This window comes from Anaerostipes butyraticus (genome assembly GCF_016586355.1).
Taxonomy (GTDB): Bacteria; Bacillota; Clostridia; order Lachnospirales; family Lachnospiraceae; genus Anaerostipes; species Anaerostipes butyraticus.
Map to the genome: position 1 here is coordinate 1 of NZ_BLYI01000024.1, position 24,887 is coordinate 24,887.

General features: G+C 43.9%; 21 protein-coding genes. 20 read left to right on the forward strand and 1 reads right to left on the reverse strand.

Annotation, left to right across the window (positions count from 1 at the left end):
- On the reverse strand, nt 1-481 hold a 481-nt coding region (locus JMF81_RS16755; protein WP_201310260.1), incomplete at its 3' end, for an IS91 family transposase.
- A 205-nt stretch (nt 482-686) separates the two neighbouring features.
- Between JMF81_RS16755 and JMF81_RS04505 the strand changes: the two genes are divergently transcribed.
- The 20 genes from JMF81_RS04505 to JMF81_RS04600 all read left to right on the forward strand — a co-directional run bounded on the left by JMF81_RS04505 (nt 687) and on the right by JMF81_RS04600 (nt 24,818).
- A complete protein-coding gene (locus JMF81_RS04505) occupies nt 687-2,180 on the forward strand; it encodes a helix-turn-helix domain-containing protein (protein ID WP_201310261.1) in 1,494 nt (497 codons plus the stop codon).
- Nucleotides 2,177-3,430 (forward strand): helix-turn-helix domain-containing protein, encoded by a 1,254-nt coding sequence (locus tag JMF81_RS04510; protein ID WP_201310262.1) that lies wholly within the window; start codon nt 2,177-2,179, stop codon nt 3,428-3,430. The genes JMF81_RS04505 and JMF81_RS04510 overlap by 4 nt, the downstream gene beginning before the upstream one ends.
- A 38-nt stretch (nt 3,431-3,468) precedes the next feature.
- Entirely contained in the window at nt 3,469-3,879 is a 411-nt protein-coding gene (locus tag JMF81_RS04515) for a hypothetical protein (RefSeq protein WP_201310263.1), read from the forward strand.
- Nucleotides 3,870-5,597: a VWA domain-containing protein gene (locus JMF81_RS04520; protein ID WP_201310264.1), complete on the forward strand. Its 1,728-nt coding sequence runs from the start codon at nt 3,870-3,872 to the stop codon at nt 5,595-5,597. The genes JMF81_RS04515 and JMF81_RS04520 overlap by 10 nt, the downstream gene beginning before the upstream one ends.
- Nucleotides 5,594-6,820, forward strand: a complete 1,227-nt coding sequence (locus tag JMF81_RS04525; protein WP_201310265.1) for an FHA domain-containing serine/threonine-protein kinase — start codon at nt 5,594-5,596, stop codon at nt 6,818-6,820. The genes JMF81_RS04520 and JMF81_RS04525 overlap by 4 nt, the downstream gene beginning before the upstream one ends.
- Nucleotides 6,813-7,628, forward strand: coding sequence for a PP2C family protein-serine/threonine phosphatase (locus JMF81_RS04530; RefSeq protein ID WP_201310266.1), 816 nt, complete (start codon nt 6,813-6,815; stop codon nt 7,626-7,628). The genes JMF81_RS04525 and JMF81_RS04530 overlap by 8 nt, the downstream gene beginning before the upstream one ends.
- A 21-nt stretch (nt 7,629-7,649) precedes the next feature.
- Nucleotides 7,650-8,393: an FHA domain-containing protein gene (locus tag JMF81_RS04535; RefSeq protein ID WP_201310267.1), complete on the forward strand. Its 744-nt coding sequence runs from the start codon at nt 7,650-7,652 to the stop codon at nt 8,391-8,393.
- Complete coding sequence (locus tag JMF81_RS04540) at nt 8,390-9,370, forward strand: FHA domain-containing protein (protein ID WP_201310268.1); 981 nt, start codon at nt 8,390-8,392, stop codon at nt 9,368-9,370. Before JMF81_RS04535 ends, JMF81_RS04540 begins: the two co-directional genes overlap by 4 nt.
- Nucleotides 9,371-9,385: 15 nt before the next feature.
- Nucleotides 9,386-11,677, forward strand: coding sequence for an ATP-binding cassette domain-containing protein (locus tag JMF81_RS04545; protein ID WP_201310269.1), 2,292 nt, complete (start codon nt 9,386-9,388; stop codon nt 11,675-11,677).
- A gap of 20 nt (nt 11,678-11,697) precedes the next feature.
- Nucleotides 11,698-12,534 (forward strand): DUF4234 domain-containing protein, encoded by an 837-nt coding sequence (locus tag JMF81_RS04550; protein WP_201310270.1) that lies wholly within the window; start codon nt 11,698-11,700, stop codon nt 12,532-12,534.
- A 34-nt stretch (nt 12,535-12,568) separates the two neighbouring features.
- Nucleotides 12,569-14,179: a DUF5050 domain-containing protein gene (locus tag JMF81_RS04555; protein WP_201310271.1), complete on the forward strand. Its 1,611-nt coding sequence runs from the start codon at nt 12,569-12,571 to the stop codon at nt 14,177-14,179.
- Nucleotides 14,180-14,191: 12 nt separating this feature from the next.
- Nucleotides 14,192-16,180, forward strand: a complete 1,989-nt coding sequence (locus tag JMF81_RS04560; RefSeq protein ID WP_201310272.1) for a DUF5050 domain-containing protein — start codon at nt 14,192-14,194, stop codon at nt 16,178-16,180.
- A gap of 41 nt (nt 16,181-16,221) precedes the next feature.
- Complete coding sequence (locus JMF81_RS04565; protein WP_201310273.1) at nt 16,222-16,551, forward strand: hypothetical protein; 330 nt, start codon at nt 16,222-16,224, stop codon at nt 16,549-16,551.
- 388 nt (nt 16,552-16,939) lie between these two features.
- On the forward strand, nt 16,940-17,827 hold the full coding sequence (locus tag JMF81_RS04570; protein ID WP_201310274.1) for a zinc ribbon domain-containing protein: 888 nt from the start codon (nt 16,940-16,942) through the stop codon (nt 17,825-17,827).
- A gap of 24 nt (nt 17,828-17,851) precedes the next feature.
- A complete protein-coding gene (locus tag JMF81_RS04575) occupies nt 17,852-18,745 on the forward strand; it encodes a zinc ribbon domain-containing protein (RefSeq protein ID WP_201310275.1) in 894 nt (297 codons plus the stop codon).
- A 146-nt stretch (nt 18,746-18,891) separates the two neighbouring features.
- A complete protein-coding gene (locus tag JMF81_RS04580) occupies nt 18,892-20,022 on the forward strand; it encodes a tyramine oxidase subunit B (protein ID WP_201310276.1) in 1,131 nt (376 codons plus the stop codon).
- A gap of 22 nt (nt 20,023-20,044) precedes the next feature.
- Nucleotides 20,045-20,389, forward strand: a complete 345-nt coding sequence (locus tag JMF81_RS04585) for a P-II family nitrogen regulator (RefSeq protein WP_201310277.1) — start codon at nt 20,045-20,047, stop codon at nt 20,387-20,389.
- Nucleotides 20,390-20,406: 17 nt separating this feature from the next.
- A complete protein-coding gene (locus tag JMF81_RS04590) occupies nt 20,407-21,810 on the forward strand; it encodes an APC family permease (RefSeq protein WP_201310278.1) in 1,404 nt (467 codons plus the stop codon).
- Nucleotides 21,811-21,969: 159 nt separating this feature from the next.
- A complete protein-coding gene (locus tag JMF81_RS04595) occupies nt 21,970-22,359 on the forward strand; it encodes a GntR family transcriptional regulator (RefSeq protein WP_201310279.1) in 390 nt (129 codons plus the stop codon).
- Nucleotides 22,356-24,818 carry an ATP-dependent Clp protease ATP-binding subunit gene (locus tag JMF81_RS04600; protein WP_201310280.1) on the forward strand — a complete coding sequence of 821 codons (2,463 nt, stop codon included), beginning with the start codon at nt 22,356-22,358 and terminating at the stop codon, nt 24,816-24,818. Before JMF81_RS04595 ends, JMF81_RS04600 begins: the two co-directional genes overlap by 4 nt.
- Nucleotides 24,819-24,887 lie beyond the last annotated feature (69 nt).

Consider the following 24,887-nt stretch of genomic DNA (forward strand, 5'->3'; position numbering starts at 1 on the left):
AGAGGAGGCAGTGGATATGGGGATTCCATTTGAGATCCCGGCCAAAAGTGTGGAGGACCATGATATATCCGGGAGTGAAATTTTTGGTCTGATTGAGCTTGAAAAACATACGGGAGATGACACTGGAAACAGAATGGAAGAGACAGTTCAGGAGAGAGCGGTCCTGGAGGAAAAAGGCACGGAGATCTTCATCAATGGTAAAGACGCAATGACGATGGTGGACATTGATGAGCTTAAAAAGCATAGAGGTGGAGCGTTCCATGGCGTATTTATTTCCGCAGGTAGGACAGAAACGGCTGCGACAACGGAAAGGGACAAATTTCAACTTGCCGCAGTGGGGACAGCCGTACATGGCACCGCCAAAGGAAGGATCGCCGCAGTTTAACATCTTGTCGATATTATCCATCTCAGTCTTTCTGGGATGGAGGGTATATTTGATTTCTTCATAATGGTGTGTAAAGATTTTTTGTAAGATATTCATAAGACTATTATGCAGGAAAGAGTAAGAAAAGAAAACCCCTAACCCCTCATGATTGAGGGGCAGGGGGAGCTGAATAGGCGAAGCCTATTTTTTATTTCATATGTAAACTGTAGTAGAAAAACTTGTCTAATCTTTTGTCTAATATTGAAATTATTATTAAAATTTAAGAAAATTTATACAAAAGAAAGGGGATGTAAAAGAGAGGATGACAGGTTTAGCAGAAAAATTGAAGCAGTATATGAAGAAAAATAATATCACAGTGTTTGACGTATCACAGGCTACGAACATCAGTGTGATGGAACTCTATAAAATCTGCCAGGGTGAATGCTTTCCGGAGAACAGGGAAATCGTGGAGATCATAGCAAACGCTTTGGGAATGTCGCCGTTTGATAAGAAACAGCTGATGGAGAGTTATGACATCGGTTTCGATGGAGAAGCTAATTATTATGAAAAGAAATGTATCATCGATTTTTTGCAGCGGCTTGTTTTACGGGATCAGGATTCTATGTCACGGGGTGTGAAAGATGATTTAGAGGGGGAATCAGCCACAGAGTCAAAAGAGGTCATATATGGAAGGCAGAATATTGATAAATTCATACAGATTCTGCTGGAAAAACAAAAGAAAGAAGAAACAGAGATCTATCTGCTCTGCCAGCCGGAGTACGAATACCCATATCAGATTCTGTCTCTTTACAGCGATACGCTGAATTTGAAAATTTCTCATATTATATGTCTGCAGGGCGGACAGAGTTATGAGGCAAAAAAATACAATCTGGATTGTCTGCTCAAAATGCAGCCTTTGATCATGAGCAGTTCAGATTATCAGGTTTACTATTATTATGATAAACAGGAATCCCATTTTCATAATCTGAATGTGTTCCCGTATATGGTAATGATCGGAGATCATATCCTTCAGATGTCAGAAAATTATCAGTGTGCCGTCCATGACTGGGGGAGCGAGGCCCGGGAGTTTTTTATGAATATTATCCGCGGCTATATGAAAGAAGTAACGCCGATGTTTGTGATGAAACCGGGGATTAATGATATCATTAATACATACAGCAAAGCAATTGACGAAAAAATCTGCGGAGTGGTGCCGGTTAAGAAGCATTTGATCTTTTCATCGATGCTGGGATCTGTGGCGACTCCTTTTGACGTATCCATGGATTATTTTAATGTGGAAGGAGAAATGGGCAAGCTGTCAAGAGCATTTCTTCGAAGAAATAAGGAACTGGAAAATGAAATGCTTCGGACAACTACGGAATACAAAGGATTTTTCAAAGAATCCTGGGTACGGGAATACATGGAAACCGGTTATCTGGCAGATCCATATTATAAATACTGCAATAAAATTCCTCTGGAATCCCGTCTGAAGGTTATCGAGACAGCAATCCAGCAGATTCAAGAAGGAAAGATCATGCACTATATGCTGAAACCAGATGCTCTTGTGATGCCGGATGATCTGTACATCAGCTGTTTTGATAATGTTCAGGTGTCTCTGCTTTTTCGGAAGAATAATCATGAGTGGTGTTTCTTTGTATTATATGAGAGAAGTGTAACCGATGCATTCTTTCATTTTATAGATGCCCTGGATCATTCTTCCATGGTATATGAGACGGAAGAAACACTGTGGAGACTGCAGGAAATAGTAAAAGAATATAAAAGCGCTGACAGTAAAAAAGAGGATGAAGAGAGATGAGTATTTTTTCAGATAAATTAAAAGAATATATGAAACAGAAAAACGAGAAAGTATATAGTCTGTCTCAAATGTGCGATATTTCCAGAGCAAATATGTATAAGATCGTACAGGGAACCAGACATCCGGCAAACGTGGAGATGGTATACCGCATCGCTGATGCCCTGGGACTTTCGCCTTATGAAAAGAGAGGACTGATTGAATCTTATCAGATTACAATGATCGGAAAAGATATTTATGAGGAGCGCAGCTATATTGTTCATCTGATCAGCAGTCTGAAAAAACATAGAAATCTTCCGGTGGAATGGGGACAGTCAAAGGAAAATCCGGAAACACAGGGGAAAAAGAAATTTTTGTATGGAAAAAAGAATGTCAATGGAGAAATACGAAAGATCATAAAGCGGGAAGCTCAGAAAGAATCCGGGAAAATATGTGTGATCGGACAGCCGGATTATGCGTTTATCCAGCAGATGCTGATTTCCTATTGCGAGAATAAGAATGTGGAGATCCAGCATATCATTTGCATGGAGAGCAGAGAAAATGGAGAGAGAAACACCTATAATCTGAGTAATTTTACCCACATTTCACCATTTCTTATATCGGAATGTAAGTACAAGGCCTATTATTACTATGATAATGTCCAGTCTCATTTTTATAATTTGAATCTTCTTCCCTGTGTGATCGTGGCAGGAGACGAAGTGATTCAGGGAACGTCTGACTATGAGTATGCAATTTATGACTGCAGCAGGGAGAGAGTAAACGTATTTCACAAAATGTTCCAGGATTTTCTAAAAAGGACAAGTAAGATTTTTCGAATCAGTCAGAACCTGGAAGAAGCAGGCCGGTGGATCAGCATGCATAAAATTGACGCAGTGCTCAGCTGCGATTATGCCGGATATCTGTTTATGGAAAAATGGAAAGGAAAGACTGCAAAAAATTTAAAAATTTTCATTTCTGAGGAAGAGACAAAAGACGCGTCTTTTAATAAATGGAAGATTGAAGAAGAGAAAAGGGACTCATGGAGGGATTCCCTGCTGGAGAAGAAAGGAAAGAGCTGCAAGATTCATTCTGAATTATTTCCTGTTCCGGAAAATTTTCTTATGCTGACGGAAACCGGCGGAAATATACTGCTTATTTTTGAAAAAGAAAATCAGAACTGGGGGGTTCTGGAGATTTATGAGACGAGTATAAAAAAATCCATGTATCAATTTTTAGAAAATCTGGATAAAAGTTTGCTTGCAGAACACTTGTGATTTAGAATAGAGAAAAGGGATAAAAAAGGAGGAAATGGATGGCGCTGGTTGAATGTGAACGAGGCCACGTGTATGATGATGAAAAATTTCCTGTATGCCCTTACTGTATGAATTCACGAAAACAAAAGGGCATTTACATATCAGTGGCAAAGAAAGAAAAAAAGCGAAGATTCTATATCGCAGGATGGCTGGTAGCGACAGAAGGCAGAGAGAAAGGAAAGGATTTTCAGATCTATGCCGGAAAGAACAAGATTAACCGGGAAATATGTATCATATATGATCCGAAAGGAAACCGGTTTTATCTGGCGCCGGAGGCAGGGGAGATTGTTTGCCTAAATGGGGAGCTGCAGATGGATGCAGCGGAGATCCGGACAGGGGATCAGATTTCCTGTGGGGAGAATGAATATGAGTTTGTAGCTTTTTGCAGAGGGAATCGAGTATGGAAATGAGATGGAGAAACAGGCTGGCGGTATGTTTCCTGATACTGGCAGTGGGAATTTTCATGGTGCCTGTTTATGGAGCGGATATAGTAGTAATTGAACAGGCAAAAGTGAATATGCCGAAAATCCGTTTATATGTGCATGATACGGAAAATAAAATGTTATCAAAAGATGATGTGGAAGCCTATCTGGGACAGGAACTTCTTGAGACTGAAAAAGTAAGCCGGTTTGATAAAGACCGGGAGGGGAGCCGGTACGTTTTTCTGATGGATATATCCTCATCGGTTCCTTCCGGCACTTTTGAGCAGATGAAAAAGGAACTAAAATCTTTTCAGAGGAAAATGGGAAAGGGAGACCGATGGACGCTGATGACATTTGGAGAGAAAGTGACAACTGTGTTTCAGGATCAGAAGGCATCGGATCAGGTTTCAGATAAGATTGACCGCCTGAAAGGGAAGGATGACAGAACCTTGTTATTTGAAGCGCTGAAACAGGCGGCGCAGGATATCGATGCAGATTCCGGGCAGAGAAATATTTTTGTTGTGCTGACAGATGGAGAAGATTTTTCCGGAGGAGAGGCAAGCAAAGCGGAAGCGCTGGATGTGCTGGAGAAAAAATCAGTTTCTTTGTATGCACAGGGAATTGAAAACGGTGACGCTAAAAACAGGGCTAATCGAAAAGCGCTGGGAGAATTTGCCAGGGAGACAGGAGGGGAATACAGAGATTTTCCTTCGCTGGAGGATCTGAAAGATTACCTGGATGAATTCCAGATCGTGGAGCTTGCAGGAAGCAGCAATAAGATCACGTTTCAGAAAGAAACTCTGTCTGTGAACTTTAAACAGGAAAAGAAGCAGGTACAGAAAGAAGTGTATCTGACCCGGTATCAGAAAGCCGGAGAGAAAGCGAAAATTTCAAAAGCGGAAAAGACCGGAGACAAAGAGATCCGGATATATTATAATCAGAGTATGACGGGAGCGGATGAGCCGGATCATTTTCGGATTTTATATCAGGGAAAACATCCGGCAGAAGTTCTGAAAGCAAAATATGCGGAAAAAGATGGAGATTACTATTCCACACTGCAGATGAAGGACAGCATCTATCAGGGAGAGTATACGATAGACTGCAGTGATGTTGTCAGTGATTCCATGGAAAAGACGGAACCGGAAGAATTAACAGTCAGACTGAAAGGGAAAAATTATGTTGTCCATCATTACGGACCGATATTTCTTCTGGCAGCGGTTCTGACTGGAGGCGGTGTTTTCGCAGTCTTCCGGACTCGAAAGAAGAAAAGAGAAGAACCGGAGACGGCAGAAGAAAAACCGCGGGAACCGGAGAATCTGGAAGCAGTACAGGAAGAAACAACAAAGCCGGGAGGAAACAAGGTTGCGGTCAGGGAACATCTGGAAGCAGGACATCATCCGGAAATTATGCTCAAAGTGTACGCGGATGACAGGATCGCGGCCAGAATATCGGCAGAAATTGACAGCAGTCTGATGGTTGGACGCAACCAGAATTCGGATCTCTATTTTGATGATCCGACCATGTCACGACAGCAGTTTGTGCTGTTTGAGAAAGGGGAAGAGATATGGATCCGGAACCTGTCAAAAACCAATCCGACACAATGCAATGGCAGAATCATAGAAGGGGAGATACCTCTCAGAAATGGTGATGTCCTCTGTGCAGGAAGCACCATAATAAAATGTGAAATGAAGGAGAGAACAGTATGAGTGCCAGTGAAATTAATGCACTTCCAAACGGAATAAAACTCCAGAATCGTTATGTGCTTGAGAGAAAGCTGGGCGCCGGAGGATTCGGGATTACATATCAGGCATATGATATTCTGAATAAAATCGAATGCGCGATCAAAGAATATGCGCCAAGGGGACTGGTCGTCAGAGATACGGACGGCATTGCGATCCGAACAACAGACAGCCGGTACGAAAAAGACTTTCGCATCGGCAAAATGGGATTTCTGGAAGAGGCGAAAATGCTTCAGAGGTTAAACTACATACCGGAAGTAGTGTGTATCACAGATTACTTTTTTGGAAACGGAACAGTTTACTTTGTTATGGAATACCTGGACGGTCAGGATCTTTCCCACAGAGTCCGGCAGATGGGAGGCAGGATTCCGGTGGATGAGGCCAACCGGATTATTTATAAGATCGGGGATGCGCTTTCCATTGTTCACAAAGAGGCTCATATTTTCCATCGGGATATCAGCCCCGGCAATATCATTTTATTAAAAGACGGGAAAATCAAGCTGATTGATTTTGGAAATGCCAAAAGTATGGGAGATGAACATGTCAATGACGGGCCGATCGTATATAAACCGGGATTTTCGCCGCCGGAACAGTACAGCAGGACAGGGAGACAGGGCGCGTTTACGGATGTTTACGCTCTTGCCAGTACGTATTATTACATTGTGTCCGGAAGGAGAATTCCTGACGCGATGGACCGGATGGCAGGAGAAACTTATGTAAAATTAAAAAATCTGAATCTTGGCGTTAATACGAAGATTTCCAATGTGATCGATATGGCGCTGGAACTGGATGAAGGGAAACGTCTGAGGACAGTCAGGGAACTGATTTCTGCCTTTTACGAAAAAGAAATCACGGTTGCCAAGAACAAATATCCTTATCTGGAAGTGATGCAGGGAGAAAACAAAGGCGAGATCTGGCGAATTCCTCCGAATTATAAAGTAAAGCTTGGCAGGTCTTCCAGGGAATCCAACATTGTGGCAGATCATGCTCCGGCAATCAGCAAGCTGCACTGTGAGATTTACTATGACGGAGTGCAGAATCAGTTTCGTATCGTAGATTACTCTACAAATGGAACCTTTTTAAATGGAATCAGAATTGGAAGAAATCAGATGCAGATTGCCTACCCGGGACAGATGTTTCAGATGGGAAAGAATATCTGCACCATTAAAGTGGGGGTAATATATGAGTAAGTATATGAATCAGGGCGACATTCCTACGGTACAGATTTATAATTCAGATGTAAAAGAATATAAGATCCGGACCTCACTGGACAGCATTCTGGGGACCAGGAAAAATCAGCAGGATTCTGCGTTTGTTCAGTCGGAGAAAAACCTCACGGTGGGAATTGTATGTGACGGCATGGGTGGATTAAACGCCGGCGAGGTTGCCAGCCAGATGGCGGTGACACAGTTTATCGAAGATTTTTACCGGGCAGAGGTAAAGGATATTCCGCTGTTTATGGAGCAGGAAATCGTGAAGATCGACCAGAATGTATTTGACGCCCGGGATGAACATCATGAAAAACTGGGCGCGGGTACGACATTGGTAGCAGTGATCATTTACAAAGATCAGATGTACTGCGCGTCCGTAGGCGACAGCAGGATTTATCTGATCCGCAATTCGAAGATCCATGCGCTGAACCGGCTGCATAATTACCGGGAACAGCTGGACCGGATGCTGCGTCAGGATATGATCACAGAAGCGGAATACAAAAAGGAAGAACCTAAGGCGGAAGCGCTGACCAGCTTTGTAGGGATGGGAAATCTTCTGATCCTGGATGTAACGAAGCAGCCGATGCAGCTGAAAGATGGGGATGTGATTCTTTTGTGCAGCGATGGGCTGTATAAGACACTGAGCGAAGAACAGATGCGGGCTGTTGTGGAAAATCACAATATTCCGTGGAATTTAAAAGCCAGGGCCCTGACCAGAAAGGCAGAGGAAGAAACCATATCAAAGCAGGATAACACAACCGTTGTGTTGATCAAATATAATGAATGATGAGATTTGGAGGATGAGAAGATGAAATTAAAGAGATGTGAAAACGGACATTTTTACGATCAGGACAAATTTGCTGCCTGCCCTCACTGCGCAGCCATTGAGGAAGAGATGGATAACGAGACACAGACTTTAGACGAGCAGACCATGTCTATCTATGAAAATCCGCCGGAAGACATGGGAAGCGCCCGGACAGATGACGAGGAGTCTGTGACTATCCCTGCAGACTCTGCAGATGTTCACAGAGTGGAAATTCCGGAACCTGAACCGTATCGGACGGAAACGCAGATGACAGAGCCGGAGACAAGAGGAACTGTTCAGGAAAGAGCGTTCAGAAACATTCAGCCGGAACCGGATTATGATGATGATCCGGTTACCGTGGGACTTTTTGGAGATCCTCATGAACCTCGTCCTGTTGTAGGCTGGCTGGTGTGCATCAAAGGCGAAATGTACGGACAGTCCTTCCCTCTCCATGCCGGAAAGAATTTCGTTGGCCGCGGCGCGAACATGGATGTAGTCATCCGGGGAGACCGGAGTGTGTCCAGAGACAAGCATGCCATCATTATTTATGAACCACGCAGGAGAGAATTTATTGCTCAGGCAGGGGAGTCCAGAGAATTATTTTATCTTAACGATGAAGTTGTACTCAGCATGGACAAATTAAAGAATCATGATGTGCTGACCATTGGAAGAACAGACCTTATGTTTGTTCCGCTCTGCGGAGAAGATTTCAGCTGGGAAGACATTGGGAAGAAGGGAGAAGAATGAAGCACTTTGATCTGAACAAAAAACAACAGAAAGTGATGCTGATCATTGTTTTTGCCCTGGGATGTCTGACACTGCTGCTTCCATATATGGATCTGACAGGAAGCGAATTTCAGAAGGTTATGACTGGCGGAAGCGGCAGCATAGGAAAAGCATTGTCTGCGGTCATGCCCCAGCTTGGAAATATAGAGATTCCGGAAACCATCATCCGAATGGCCGGATGGGAGCAGATAAAAATGGTAATCCAGACTTCCTTTGCGATGAAATGGCTGATTCTGATTCTGCTGCTGGTTCCGGTTATTTTGAATATCGCTGGAATCGTTTTGACGGCAGCAGAAAAAATCGGATATGAGAAACTGATTTTCATTCCGGCGGTCAATATTATTTTATACCTGATCTTGTTTTATGAAATGCCGGAAGTCATCACCAGCATTGTTCAGAATACAGTAGCCGATGAACTGAGCAGTTCCGGCATCATAGGAGGCAGCATCCTTTCCTCAGCAGCAGACTCTGAAATATTCAGCACATTTCTCCGGAATATTGTCGGACAGCTCAGAGTGCCTCTGGCAGGATACGGACTCTGGGCCGCAGTCGGATGTCAGGCGGTCATTGTTATCATCATCGTGCTTGGAATCGTCCGCAGGAAAACAATGATGGAAGGAAGTGTCGAGGCGGGAGAGCTTCTTGGAATCAAAGGAAGCGTCATGGATATGGAATTTCCAATGGAAGGAGAAGAAGTCATCGTCATTGGAAGAAATCCGGCGTCCTGCCATATCATATTGGAGGAAGAAGAAATCAGCAAGGTACACTGTAAAGTATCATTTGATGAGAAAATATGTCAGTATCGACTTATCGACTGTTCCAGCAGCGGATGTTTTCTTGCAGGCGGAACCAGACTGCCGCTGGGAGAAGAAGTTATTATCAAACCGGGCACCGAGGTATATCTTGGAGGCAGGGAAGTTGCCTTCCGGTTAAAGTAGGGAGAGAACAAAAGAGTGAAACGTCTTACGATTATTTTGGGCAGTGGAGCTGTCCAGAATTTTGATCTGGAAAAGTGCCAGAAAAATAGAATATACATAGGAAGGTCCAGAGAAAAGAATGATATCTGTCTGGCGTCAAACATTATTTCATCCAGTCATGGCGTTTTTTTAAAAACCGCCGATGGAATCAGCTACACGGATTTAAACAGCAGAAACGGGACTTACGTAGAAAGCAGGAAAGGAAGAGCGCTGTTGAAAAATACAAAACAGGCAGTGGCTCTGTATTCCGGGGATATGATTCGGATTCTCAGCAGAAAACATCCGGAAAGTTCCGTTTTGATCATCTATGAGGATGAACAGCAGGAAAAAATCTGGGATAAATATTTTCTTGGGAAGAAAGAAATAAAGATCGGACGGGGAAGCGGCTGTGATATTATTTTTCCGGAACCATATGTGTCAAGAAACCAGTGCGGCATCGTTCCGTCAGATGACGGCTATGAACTGCTGAATTACAGCAGAAACGGAACGCTTGTCAACGGAAAGCTGATTCATGATAAACATGTTCTGAGAGAGCAGGATGTCATCCAGATTTATCAAAACATTCTGATCTATACCGATGGGAAATTATTTTATAAAATAGAGGCTGACGGTATCCAGGTGGAACTGCAGCATATTGATAAATTTGTCGGAAGAGAGAAAAAGCAGATATTGAGAGACGTCAGCTGCCAGATCGGAAGCAACGAATTTATCGCGATCATCGGCGGATCCGGAGCGGGAAAGACAACTCTGATGAATGTCATGAACGGTTTTGACGATGATTTCCAGGGAAAGGTTTATTATAATGGAATTGATCTGAAGAAAAATAAAGAATGGCTGAAAAATGTCATGGGATATGTGCCGCAGGAGGACATCATCTATGAAAATCTGACCCTGTACAAGATGCTGTATTACACGGCAAAAATAAAATTCCCGAAGGATATGACCAGCGGGGAAATCCGTCAGAAAGTTCTGGAAGCGATCAGAGTAGTCGAATTGGATGACCACAAGGACACTCTGGTGCGGAAATTATCCGGCGGACAGAAAAAAAGGGCCAGCATAGCGGTGGAGCTCCTGGGAGAACCGAAGATTTTCTTCCTGGATGAACCGACTTCAGGACTGGATCCGGGAACCGAGCAGAATCTGATGCACTCTCTGCGCAGTCTGGCCAAGAACCAGAAGACAACGGTCATTATGGTCACTCATACGACCCAGAACATCCATCTGTGCGACAAGATTATTTTCATGGGAAACGGCGGAAGGCTCTGCTTTTATGGAAGTCCGGATCAGGCGAAGATGTTTTTCGATACAGACGATTTCACGGACGCTTATATAAAAACCTCAAAAGATGCAGAATTCTGGAAAGAACAATACGATGGAAGTTTTGTTCATCAGGATTCTTATCCGGAAGAAAATGAAGAGAATGATAAATTTAAAAAGGAGAAAGCGCTGCTGGGGCGGCAGTTTGCCAGCCTTTTGGGGCGGTCATTTGAATCTCTCTGGAATGAGAAAAATAAACTGATCCTTCTGCTTCTGCAGCCGGCGCTGATCTCACTGCTGATTAAAATCGTTTCAGATGAAGATGTGTTTAAACTGTATGAATCTACCAGGAATATTCTCTTTGCTCTGACCTGCGCCGGAATCTGGATCGGATTGTTTAATTCCATCCAGGAAATATGCCGGGAAAGAAAGATTGTGAAAAGAGAATATATGTCGGGGCTGAATCTGGGACTTTACATTATTGCAAAGTTCTGTGTGCAGATTGTGATCTCACTGCTGCAGGCAGCATTGATTTCGGGAATCTTTTTTACGGCAATCGGAACACCAGATCAGGATCTGGGATTTTTCAAAAATGCTCCGGCTATGTTCCTGACAACATGGATTACGATCATAACGGCAGCGGCGCTGGGATTTTTAGTATCTGCCAGTGTAAAAAGCGGCGACAAGGCCATGGTGATCGCGCCGTTTCTTCTGATTCTGCAGCTGCTGTTTTCCGGCGTTATATTTGAGCTGGAGGGGATCGGCAAACGGATTGCTGACATTACTATCAGCAAATGGTCCATTGGAGCCTATGGAACCATAGCCAATCTGAACTCTCTGGATCTTAAGATGCAGAAAGACTTTCCAATGATTGAGCACGAAACGGAAGCACTCTATAAGTTTGCGGAAAATAATCTTATGCAGAAATGGGCAGTGCTTGCGGTCATGCTGCTGGTCTGTCTGATTGCCAGCGGAGTGATTTTAAGGAGAGTTGCGAAAGATAAGAGGTAATGGAGCAGGGAGGAAAATATATGGAAAATTTGAGAGAAAACAGAGGGGTGATTAAATTTTGGATCTTTACCATTCTGACTGTCGGAATTTATGGGATCTATTTCTGGTGGCATGTATGCAAAGATCTGAATACTGCATGTGGATATACAGAGGAAACAGACAGCGACAGAACACCGAATTATATTGTGGTCTGTCTGCTGGGCCTTATTACCATTGGCATTTATATCATTTACTTGAAATACAAACAGGGAAACCGGATGCGCAGTGCCGGGTACAAGTATAATCTTATGATATCAGAAGGCGGATGGTCCTACATCCTGTGGCCGTTTTTCCCGATTGCGGGAGTCTTGATCGCGGATCATCTCTTTTTTGCCAATTTAAATAAAATCTGCGGGGCATATAACCGGGCAGCGGCAAAACAGGGAGCCGGATATCAGGAACATGCAGGACAGGATACCGCGCAGGCTCCGGAGGAGGATACAATGGCGCTGACAGAAATGCAGGAAGGTTCGTCTACGCTTATGCCTCCTGTGATCGACACAGGAATGGAAAGTACGATTTTCTGTAAAAAGGGCGAATATGCCGGAACAGAGATCACAGTCAAAGACGGTGAGGAAATCATTCTGGGCCGGGACGGAAGCCAGAGCCATTTGGTGCTGCTGAATAAAAAAATCAGCCGGAAACACTGCGGCATTATCTTTCAGGGGATTTCTGATAACTACGTAGTGACGGATTATTCATCCACCGGCGTTTATTTCGCAGATGGCAGCCGGTTTCCAAAAGGAGAGCCTGTGATTTGTGAGAGAGGAACGCTGCTGAGTTTGAGCAGCGGGGAAAATCAGTTTATACTGCAGTGATGAGCGCAAAGACAGATGATAGAGGAGGACAGCCATGATTCAATGTGAGGTATGCGGGAAGCAGCTGCCGGACGATGCCGCGTTCTGCCCCAGGTGCGGAACGATCGTAAAAAGCCGGCTGGAAGCGGAGAAGCAGGCAAAGAAAAAGAACAAAACCAAATATCTGGTACTGGGTGTCATAGCAACGGTTTTTGCATTTGCGGCCGGATTGATTGTGTGGAATCTGTTTCTTTCATCGCGGGTCTATGACCAGCGGATTGAAATTGCCGAAGAATACAGCAGGGACAAGGATTATGACAAAGCGCTGGTAGCCTATGCGGCCGCCTGTGATCAGGATCCGGAAAATGAAGAAGCCTATGTGGGCATGTGCAATGTTTATATGATGCAGGATGAGGACGCCAAGGCTGCCGCAATCCTTCAGATTGGGGAAGCGAAGGTAAACAGTGCGGATCAGATTCAGGATAAAAAGCAGGAACTTTCTGAGATGAACGGCTCAGAGATTTTTGACGAGCAGGCAGCAGTGCCGGAATATACGGAGACACAGGGCAGAGATATTGCACGGAACAAAGACCAGGCAAAAAAACAGATCACAGATCTGACGGATGAGATCCTTTATGGTATTTCCGGACAGGGTAATATGAAATCGGTCCTTTTCGGCGACAATATTATTTACGCTGAAAATACACAGATCTGTCAGATGGATCAGAATGGAAATTATAAGGAAAAAATCGTGGAACTTCCACTGGCGTCAGCGACTTATGGAAAGTCAGATGAGGTTACAAAGATTATAACAGACGGAGTCACCGTTTTCGTATTAACAGGAGGCAGTCAGTCAGAAATCTACGCGGTTGATGTAGACAGCAAAAGTTATGACCAGCTGCTGGATGTTCCGGAAACTACGGAAAATATCTGGTTTTATCACAATAAAGTATATTATCAGTATGAAAATTCTGCGGGGACAGTGATCATAGGAACGATGAATAAGGATGGAACCGGGAAGAATGAACGGCTTGAGGCAGACCATGCCCAGTCCGTTACAGTAAACCGGGATTACATATATTATGTGATGGATAACAGCGGAGGAGCTCCAAGTCTGTGGAGAGAAGATCTGGAAACACAGCAGACGAAAAATATGTTTCAGTTTCCTTCCGCCTCCTCCGGAGAGGTTGCGAAAGCAGAAATCATAGGAGAGCAGTGCTTTTATGTTCTGGAAGCAGGCGGAGATCCGGAGATTTACTGTTATAATATGGATACAAAGGAAAACAAAAAGATTGCGGACGGTCAGCTTCAAAATCTTTATGACGGAGATGTTTATTATTCCAGGGGGGATGAGGACAGCGGATTTACTTTCTACAAAACAGCTCAGGATGGTGAGGACAAGACAGAACTCGGAACGGCGCATGGAAAGACCATAGGAATCGATCTTCTGAAAGACAGAATGCTGATGCGGGAGTATTTTGAAGAATATGATTCCAGTCAGGAAAACATGGCGTACGGAGATCTGTTGTTCTTATTGAATCTTGAAGAGAAAACAGACAATCAGAAAGTAATTAACAGCAGTGAGAGCAGCTTTAAAAACGAACTGAGACGTAAACTTCAGGGAATCACTGATGACAGCGGTTTTCAGCAAACATCATGGACGTAAAGGGGATTTAGCATGAGGAACAAAAAGTATACAATCATTGGAATTGCAGTGGCACTCTGGATCTGTATTGTTGGTTTTATCGGTTTTCGGGTTTACAGAAGCAGCCAGCAGTACAGCGACTGGATTCAGCAGGCAGCCGCTTATGAGCAGGAAGGAAAATATGAAGAGGCTCTGATCTCTTATGCCATGGCTTCCGGCATTAAGCCAAAAAAAGCAGAGCCTTATATTAAGATGGCGGAAATTTATGAAGATCAGGGGGATTATGATGATGCCGCTTCGATTCTGAGGATAGGAAGTGAAAATATAGGATCTTCCTTCCTAAGAAAAAGTGAGTCAAATCAGCTGGCATCTGCGGAATCGGATTTTTATGGAAGAAATGAAGATAACAATCCGGATCCTACGAAAACGCCGGACATATATCAAAAGACTCAGGAGACAGCTGAGAATAACAAGGGAGATACCAAAAATGATTTGCTTGATGAAATCATGACAGAAGAGCAGGGAGGCACCGGAAATACATTTTCTGCCATGAGCAACGGCGAGATTTATTATACGGGACAGGACGGCATTTACACCGTGCAGCCGGATGGAAGTGATAATAAATCTGTCAAAGAAATCGATCCTTCTGCGGCAAGGATTTCTGATTTCCAGATCAGCAATCGGATGGCTTATTATCTGGAAGCAAAAGATACCAGTCAGGACGGAGTCTATGATTATTCTCTTTGTACGATGAATCTGGATACTGGCGAGGAAGATGTCCTTTATGAAATGGATGCGCTGTCTGATGCCAGCATGAAAATGGATGAAGATACGATTTATGTAGCTTCCAGAGAAAGCTCCAGCACGGATATGACGGCCGGGCTGACTGATCCTGAAGTTAAAATTGAGACCTTATCATGGAATGAAGAAGACCAGCAGTATGATGATCCGGCAGCTGCGGCCAGTTACGAAGGAACCAGCACGGGCATCTATGTCCAGAATAAGAAAATCTATTATTCCCAGGCCAGTGAATCCGGCGATGAAATGTTGGAAGATCTCTGTCAGTATGATATGGAGAGCAAAGATACAAAGAGCCTGAGCAAAGGCATTCCATCCGTACATTCCATTATGGGAAACGACAAATATATTTATTATTATGCAGGCGCGGAAGAGTCCAAAACATATGCCTATAACCTGGATACAGAAGAAACTGAGACCGTGGCAGACGAAGCGCTGAACAACGTCTGCGGAACCAGTCTCTATTTGTCTGCCAATGACGACAGTCAGACGGAAGTCAAGTTATACTGCCAGAACGAGGACGACAGTAAGAAAGATACCTTGACTACCATAGAAAATGATGGTCAGTATTCCGTCGATGTAGTTGGAGATAAAATGCTGATTTGCATTGACCATGCGTCTGAAGAATCACAAAGCGTATATCTGGCTGATCTGGACGGAAACAATATGAAAGAAATCAACCAGATTGAGAAAAAGACGGACAGCGCCGGCGCTGCGACGGCTGCAGAGAGCACAACGGAAACAACAGAAGCCGCAGACACCGAAAGCAGCAGTTCGGGAAGCGGCATGAAGGCTGCTTATCAGAAGGTTCTGGATGATACATATTCAAAATATAAGAATCAGGGCGGTAAATATCTGGAATACCATGTATACGATGCAGATCAGGATGGAACCGAAGAACTGATTGTACGAAATGGAACCTGTGAGGCCGACTATATGTGGAAGATTTATACATATGATGGCGGAAGAGCGGTTCTGCTGGATACATTTGCCGGAGGGCATACAAGTCTTTATGTGTGCAGCAGCGGCGGCTTTTACTGCATGCAGGTACATATGGGAAATGAAGCAGTGTATAAATATACACTTTCCAATGGAAATCTGTCCAGCCAGAAAACCTATGAGGCCAATTTTGGAGAAGATGAGAGCAAATACAAAGAACCGGGAGACGGTAAAATGCCTCAGGCATATATAACGGATAGTTCTCTGCTGGATTCTCTGAAATAGTCCGGGATGAAATCGTTTATTAAAAAGAGGAGGTTAGTAAAATGATCAGAAAAAGTATGAAAAAAGCTGTATTAGGAATTGTATGCGCGGTATTTCTTATGATGAGCGCCGGATGTTCTGCGGTAAGTTCGATTACAGGAGGCGGATACACGTCAGATGAGCCATGCGCATGGTGCGGAGAGACTCCGACCAAGGAATTCAAGACGTCAGGAGGCGATCCATGCTATATCTGTGAAGAACATACACATGAATGCGGCGTCTGCGGAAAGAATTTTGATAAGGAACTGAATCATTATACCAACCTGATGGGCATTGAAACGTTTGTATGTGATGACTGTTATCAGGATGTCCAGGATATGAATCAAAATTAAAAAGATTGTCGATTTTTTTGTCCAATATTGAAATGATGATAGTAAATAGTAAAATTAAAATGTCAAAGAAAATTTGATGCAGGCTAATGCAGTCGTCTGTGTGTGTTTTGCGAATTCATGTTTATTTATTACAGTTTCAATGGATTGGATAAGGGATAATCGAGAGTATAGAAATATTGAGGAAGAGTATTGAAAGGGGATATCAGCAGAACATATCAGACGGAGTGGGAAAAGAACCGGTGGCGGATGGATGAAAATCCACGGACACCGGTTCTTTTCTTGGCATAGGAATAAATGATCGGAGCAATATGCAAAAATACTGATTTTCTTGGCTGAGCCTGAATGAAATATTCTATAGCGTATTCTCACAGGAAGGGGAGAGGAAAATATGATATGTCCAGAGTGCAGAGCAAAGAATCCGGATGATGCGAGATTTTGTGGAAATTGTGGTTATAATTTCCAGAATCAGATGGTAGAGACAGAGCAGGAAAAGAAGAAAAAAGAGAGGAAAAAAATAATATTATATATTTTAGTGGGGATTGTATTTGCCATTACCGCTGCTGCTGCTCTGCTGATTGTTTTAGATGATACGGGAAGCGGGGCAAATGATGTCAGTGATATTGCATTGCCAAAGGAAAAAAGTTCTTCTGCCGGCAGTACCGAGACTTCTGCCGACAGCACAGAAACTTCAGCTGCGTCATCTGAGGAAAAAGCAGACAGTGATCTTCCGGAGATTGTGTCAAATGCAAAAGTAGATTATAATAAAATTATATCATTGCATGATTATAAGACGTTTTATGCAGACGGATATTCGTTTGGATTTCCGCTGCTGTTATATGAACGGGTTGAGGAATTTGGAGATAACGGATATCGTTTCAGCAGCAGCTCGGATCCATATTCCTGGCTGGAATTTCAGCAGGAAAAGCGAACGGATCAGAGTTCCATAGAGGAGACCGCAAAAGAAAGAAGCAGAGAACTGAAAAGTCAGATGACCGGAATAGAGGAAATACTGGATAAACCGGAAAAAGGAGTCTGTATCTTCGCCGGAAGCCGCTATAATGATGAAAATCAGAAATTGTATCATCTGCTCCGGGTGGAGGATGACTGCGTTTATAATATGACGGTGGGATATCCAGACACAGATGATAAAGAACTGGATGGCAAAAGAAATTATTATATTGACTGTCTTTATCGCATGTGCAGTTTCAGTGGAGGAACTTATAAGCCAAGGACCTATGACCAGTTTTTAAGTAATGATATGGGAACTAAAAAATAAAAAAGGGAAAGAGAGGATAATATTATGCCAAAATTTTGTACCAAATGCGGGAGCGCACTGATCAACGGCAAATGTCCGAATTGTGACAGCGGCCAGCCAATGGGGCAGCAGGATCATAAGCCGAACGATTCGTTAAATCAGCAGGAGCATGAACCGCACACAGCCAGCACAGAACACTATAAAGAACAAGGAAAGGCCTTCTTCCAGAATCTTTTGATGATCATTAAAAATCCAGTGGATGGGCTGCTGGTGGCTGCGGAAGATAAAAACAGCAAAATAGGACTGATTTTTATGGGGATTGAAGCAGTTCTTGCAGGGTTATTTGTTTTCATTTTCTTTAGCAAAATTCAGGGAATGATAGAAACTCTGAGCAGTTTGAGCAGTTCAGATGTATCAGGAAATCTTATAAGTTTTTCCTTCCTGATTGTTGGATGTCTGTTAAATATGGGAGAAAATATGGAGACATTTGGAAATATGTTTACCAATACCAGCGAACTGACAAAACCATTTATGGGAGGATATCTCATAAGAGAAGCGATTGTAGTCTTTCTTACATCTCTGATCGTGTCCGGGCTGGTGTATGTTTTGATGAGATACATGGCTCATGCGGAAATGAACTGGTTCCAGTCCTGTCAGCTGGTCGGACTGAGGAGTCTGGGAGCCGCTATGGGATGGCTGATTGCGATTATCGCTGTTCTTCTCGGACTTTATAACATAGCAGTGATTGCGATTATGCTGGGAATGATTCTAAGTATGATTTATCTTGGAGTTGCCATGGCAGTATATCCGGGTACAAAGAGAAATCTGATACCATATATTCTTCTGATTCTGGCGGTTGTTATGATTCTTATAGTATATGTGGTAATGAAAGGAAATTTAGAAACATTAGTTGGAAATAATATTTTTAGAGGCTTATAAAATATTATAAAGATTACATTTTGTATTCACAAATCGAAATAATGTGCTATAATACACTAAAATAATAAATCAGCCAAAGGTGTCTGTATTTTATACAGGCACCTTTTCTGTTTTTTAACATCAATGGCAGACAGGAGGAAGAAAAAATGGACTGCAAAGTTAGCTTTTTGTATCTAAGTGAGCCGGATATGATCAAGGCAGGAGTTACGGACATGCAGAAATGCATCGAGACGATGGAGGATATGCTGGTAACACTGAAAAAAGGTGATTATATCATGGCAGGACAAAATCACAATTCACACGGAGCCCAGCTGTCATTCCCAGATCATCCGAAGTTTCCGGGAATGCCGAAGAATGCGGATGACAGGCGGTTTATGGCAATGCCGGCATATCTGGGAGGAAAAACTCAGATGGCAGGCATGAAATGGTATGGATCCAATGTGGAGAATAAGAAGAAGGGACTGCCAAGATCGATCCTGATGATGATGCTGAATGATAAAGATACGGGAGCGCCGCTGGCGATGATGTCGGCTAACCTTATCAGCAGCTACCGTACAGGAGCAATCCCTGGCGTCGGGGCAAAGCACCTGGCAAAAAAGAATGCGTCATCCGTAGGCATTATAGGACCTGGCGTTATGGGCAAGACTTCTTTGAAAGCATTCGTCTGTGCCTGCCCTGGATTGGATACAGTATATGTAAAAGGAAGAGGAAAAAAGTCACTGGATTCATTTCTTCAGTTTGTAAAAGACGAATGTCCGGGCATAAAGAACACGATTGTTTGTGAAACGACAGAAGAAGCAGTAAAAAACAGTGATATTGTATGTGTCACTGCAACGGCTCCGGTAAAAGAGAAAGATTTTCTGTATATAGACGAGGCGTGGATCAAGAAAGGCGCCCTGATCTGTCTGCCGTCTGCAGCAAGGTTTGATGATGATTTTCTGATTCACCGATGCCGGAAGGTTGTAGATCATTATCAGCTGTATGAAGCGTGGGCGGAAGAATTTCCTTATCCAAGTTTTGAACTGGTACAGATCATTGGATCCAAATTTACGGATCTGATCCATGAAGGAAAACTTTCACAAAATGATATTATCGATCTTGCGGATATTATAGCCGGAGATGTCCCGGGAAGAGAAAATGAGGATGAGATTATTATTTACTCTGTTGGCGGCATGCCGGTAGAGGATATTGCCTGGGGAAGTGTTATTTACAAAAACGCATGTGAGAAAAAAATAGGAACAGAACTGCCGCTGTGGGAACAGCCTGCAATGGTTTAGAAAAGATATGGAGGTTAAGATCATGAATTTATCAAAAATTGAAATTATCACTGGAATGTCAAAACTGCCAAATTTAAAACGAGTGCTGACTAAAGCAGGAGTCCGGGGAATGACAGTGATCCAGGTCCTGGGATGCGGAATCGAAAAGGGTACGAGAGAATATGAGATTGACGAATACGAAGAGATGGAGCTTCTGCCAAAACAGCAGATCAATATCGTGGTAGAAACGGCCAAAGTACCGGAGATCATAGAGATTGTGAAACAGGAGTTATATACCGGACATATTGGAGACGGCAAGATTTTTGTTTATGGAATTGATAATGTGATTCGGGTACGCACCGGAGATGAGGGCATGGATGCCTTATAGAGCAGGGAGGGAACGATATGGAAGAAAAGAAGCTTGGACTAAAAAGCGTAATTTCTGTTTCGGTTGGTCTGGTCATAGCAACCAGCTGTCTTGTTTCCCTGGGACAGGGAGCAGGAACCATCGGCGTCATTTTTATTGCTGCGATGGTCATGGCCTGCCTTTTAAATATGACGACCATAGCGTCATTGTCAGAGCTTAACGCCCTGATGCCGAATACCACCGGAGGTCTTGCCCAGTATACGCTGGCCAGCATGGGACCATTTCCTACGCTGATCTCTATGGTAGGAGGGTATCTGCTGTGCAATGTATTGTCGTCCGGAGTGGAAGCATCCATTTTCGCTTATGCGATGGAGCAGACCTTCCATCTTCCGATTCCGAGACTGGTATATACCATTGTTATGTCTGTCATCCTGATGATCGCAAATCTGAAGGGTGTGGATATGTTTGCGAAAATACAGGACTGGGTGGCATATCTTCTGGTAGGCTCCATGGCGCTGATGGGGCTGATCGGAGCTTTGGGACTTGGAACCGGCCAGGAAGTACATCAGCCTTATGTTATGGCATCTGATTTTTCATCCGTCATTTCCATGACGGCAGTGGCCTTCTGGCTGTTTATCGGAGCAGAATACGCGATACCGATTTCAAAAGAGGTGAAAAACGCAAAGAGAAATGTTCCCCTGGGAATGATGCTGGGTCTGGTAATCATCTGCATTGTACAGTCCATTCTTGTTTTGGGATTTCATAATTATACAGACTGGGGAGAGCTGGCGGATTCTGCGGCGCCTCACCTGCTGTACGGGGTGAATCTTCTGGGACAGCCGGGCATGATCTGGATGGCGTTTGTTGCGGCTCTTGCGGTCATCAGTTCTCAGAATTCAGGAATTCAGGGACTCTCAAGCATCTGTCAGGGAATGGCAAAGATGAATATGATGCCGCAGTGTTTTGCCAGGACAAATAAAAATGGAGTTCCGTACATAGGAGTCTGGTTTGTGAGCATTGCGATCATGATCTTTGCGGTTGCCAGCAATGGTTCGGCGGATGCCATCAGTTTTATGATTCTGGTAGGCTCTGTTTTCTGGATGATTTCCTATATTCTGGCACATATTGATGTGATCATTTTAAGGAGAAGGCTGCCTAAGGCGCCGCGTTCTTTCAAAAGCCCGGGAGGAATCATCCTGCAGATCATCGGAATCATCGGAACAGTATATATGGTGCTGAATATTTCCACGGATCCGGCAGAGCGGCATGCAATCTGGATCCTGACAGCTGCAGTGTTTGCGGTTCTGGCAGTATATGCATTCTTCTGGATCAGATATAAAATGAAAATTCCGGTTTTCAAAAGTGTTCCTCTGGAAAAAGTAATGGCGATGGAAAACAGCATGTATTACCTGATAAGACGCAGGCGCGGCTTGTGTAAATAGTTTCTTTTTTGGTTTGCATGATATAATTCTTGACATCCTGTGCCGGTTATTATAGTCTGTATATAACAGTTTGGAATGTTTCAAGCTGTGATATGGACGTACGGCTGTTTTGCTGTGCGGAAAGTAACTACATAAGCAAAAAGAAAGAAGGGACTGCATATGATATTGGAGATTGATTTCAATAGTGACGAGGCAATCTATGTGCAGCTTCGAAATCAAATCGTGCTGGGAATTGCGTGCGCAGAATTTACAGATGGACAGTCTCTGCCATCTGTACGCCAGCTGGCACAGGTTCTGGGCGTCAACATGCATACAGTGAATAAGGCATATTCGATTCTGAGAGAAGAAGGATATCTGAAACTCGACAGAAGAAAGGGCGCTGTGATCAGCGTCGAGACGGAAGAGAAGCAAAAGGAACTGGAAAGTATGGAGCAGGAGCTGCAGCTTCTGATTGCCCAGGCAATCTGCAAGGGAATTTCAAAAGAAGAGATGTGTGATTTGGTTGAATGCATATATCAGAAACTAGATAAAAACCAGGAGGAATTATGAACCGATTACCATTTACAAAATTAGCGGCAAAGGCTCTGGAAGAAGGAAAAGACATCGCCGGATATCTTGGATTCAGAGATGTAAGCAGTGTTTTTCTGATGCTGGGATTATATGGGACCAGAGGATCCATGGCCAGAGAAGTGCTGAAGATGCATGGCCTGACCCGTGAGATGATGGAGAATAATATTCAGGAGAAAGCGAAAGTTCCGAGGGATGGAAGGAAGAGGCTTGCTTATACGCCGAAATCCCGGGAGATTTTGGAACTGGCAGGGGAACTTGCCATAAAATACGGCAGCGATGCCATCGGAACGGAACATATTCTGATGGCGATCATTCGTGACGGGGACAATGAGGCGGCAGGTGTTCTGAAGAAAAATAAACTGGCAGTGGATGGTATCTTTACGGATATTCTTGTGACTTCCGGAATGGATTACAAGACGGCAAAGGCGGAGTACACACAGGTCATTCATTCTGAGATGCTGGAAGCGGAAGGAAGCGGAGATTCCCTGCTGCTTCAGTACAGCACGGATCTTACCGAAAAGGCGGCAGAAAAAGAACTGGATCCGATGATCGGCCGGGAGGAAGAGATGGAGCGTCTCATGCAGGTTCTCTGCAGAAGAACCAAGAATAATCCCTGTCTGGTCGGCGATCCGGGAGTGGGAAAGACTGCGATTGTAGAAGGACTGGCACAGAAGATCGTGGATGGAACTGTTCCGGCAGTCTTAAAAGGAAAGCGCCTGCTGTCTCTGGATCTGACCAGGGTGATTGCGGGAACCAAGTACCGGGGTGAATTTGAAGAACGAATGAAAAGGATCGTGACAGAGGCAACGGAAGATCCGGCGGTCATTTTATTTATTGATGAGATTCATACGATGATCGGAGCCGGCGGGTCAGAAGGAGCCATGGATGCGTCTAATATTTTAAAACCGGCGCTGGCGAGAGGTGATTTTCAGCTGATCGGGGCGACAACAAGTGAAGAATATACAAAATATTTTGAAAAAGACGCTGCTTTGGTGCGCCGTTTCCAGCCGGTGCGGATTGAGGAGCCAACCCTTTCAGAATCAGTAACCATCCTGAAGGGATTAAAGCATCGTTTTGAGGATTATCATAAAGTACTGATTGCGGATGAAGTGCTGGAATCCATCGTAACATTGTCTGACCGGTATATCAGTGACCGGTTTCTTCCGGATAAGGCAATCGATCTGCTGGATGAGGCATGCGCCAAGAAAAGAATGAGTCTTTTAAAGGTTCCGGATCGCTTCCAGGAAGAAAAGAAACAGATCGATCACCTGGTAGATGAGATTGAAAAGTATATTTCTGAAGGTGATATGAACAGCGCAAGAGAAAAGAAAGAAGAAAAGCAGAAGCTGGAGAAAGCGCTTGCCCGGAAGCAAAACAGGATCCAGAAGAAGCAGAATGAGATTCCGCAGCTGACAGAAGAAGACGCGGCTCAGGTGGTTTCTTTGTGGACAAAGATTCCGGTCAGTCAGCTGACCAAGGGAGATATGGATCGCCTGCGCAATCTGGAGAAAGAACTGCACAAGCGGGTGATCGGACAGGATAAAGCAGTAGAGGCCGTGGCAAAGGCCGTGAAGAGAAGCAGAGTCGGCTTAAAGAATCCAAAACGTCCGATTGGCTCCTTCTTGTTCCTCGGTCCGACCGGTGTCGGTAAAACAGAATTGTCCAAGGCTCTGGCACAGGCAATGTTCGGAAGGGAAGAAGATCTGATCCGGGTGGATATGTCAGAATATATGGAGAAACACAGCGTGTCAAAGATCATAGGATCACCTCCTGGATATGTAGGATTTGGAGAAGGCGGACAGTTAAGTGAACAGATCCGCCGCCATCCATATTCTGTCGTTCTGTTTGATGAGATTGAAAAAGCGCACCCGGATGTATTTAATATCCTCCTTCAGGTGCTGGATGACGGACATATCACGGATTCGAATGGAAGACTGGTTGATTTTAAAAATACAGTGATCATTATGACGTCCAATGCAGGCGCCAGCCGTATCATTGCTCCGAAGCGTCTTGGATTTGCGGCGGAGGCAGACAAAGAAAAAGATCACGAGCTTATGACAAAAGGAGTTATGGAAGAGGTAAGACAGATTTTCCGTCCGGAATTCCTGAATCGAATCGATGAGACCATTGTTTTTGCCGTCCTGACGCAGAAAGAAGTGCGGCAGATCGCCAAATTAATGATAGAGGAGATTGCGGGACGGCTGAAAGAAAGTCATCATATTTCTCTGAAAGTTACGGCAGGAGCCTATGACTGGCTGGCAGAAAAGGGATACGATGAACATTATGGAGCGAGACCGTTAAGAAGAGTGATCCAAAATGAAATCGAAGATGTAATGGCAGACTGGATCCTTGATGGGAAACTGCATGACGGTGACTGCCTGACTGTAGGAAAGAAAGATAAAAAATTGACATTTTCCATAAAGGAAACTAGTAAATAACTAGGAAATATTATATAATAAAACGTACACATGGTGAAAAGTTTAACCACATAATTTATAGGAGGATAA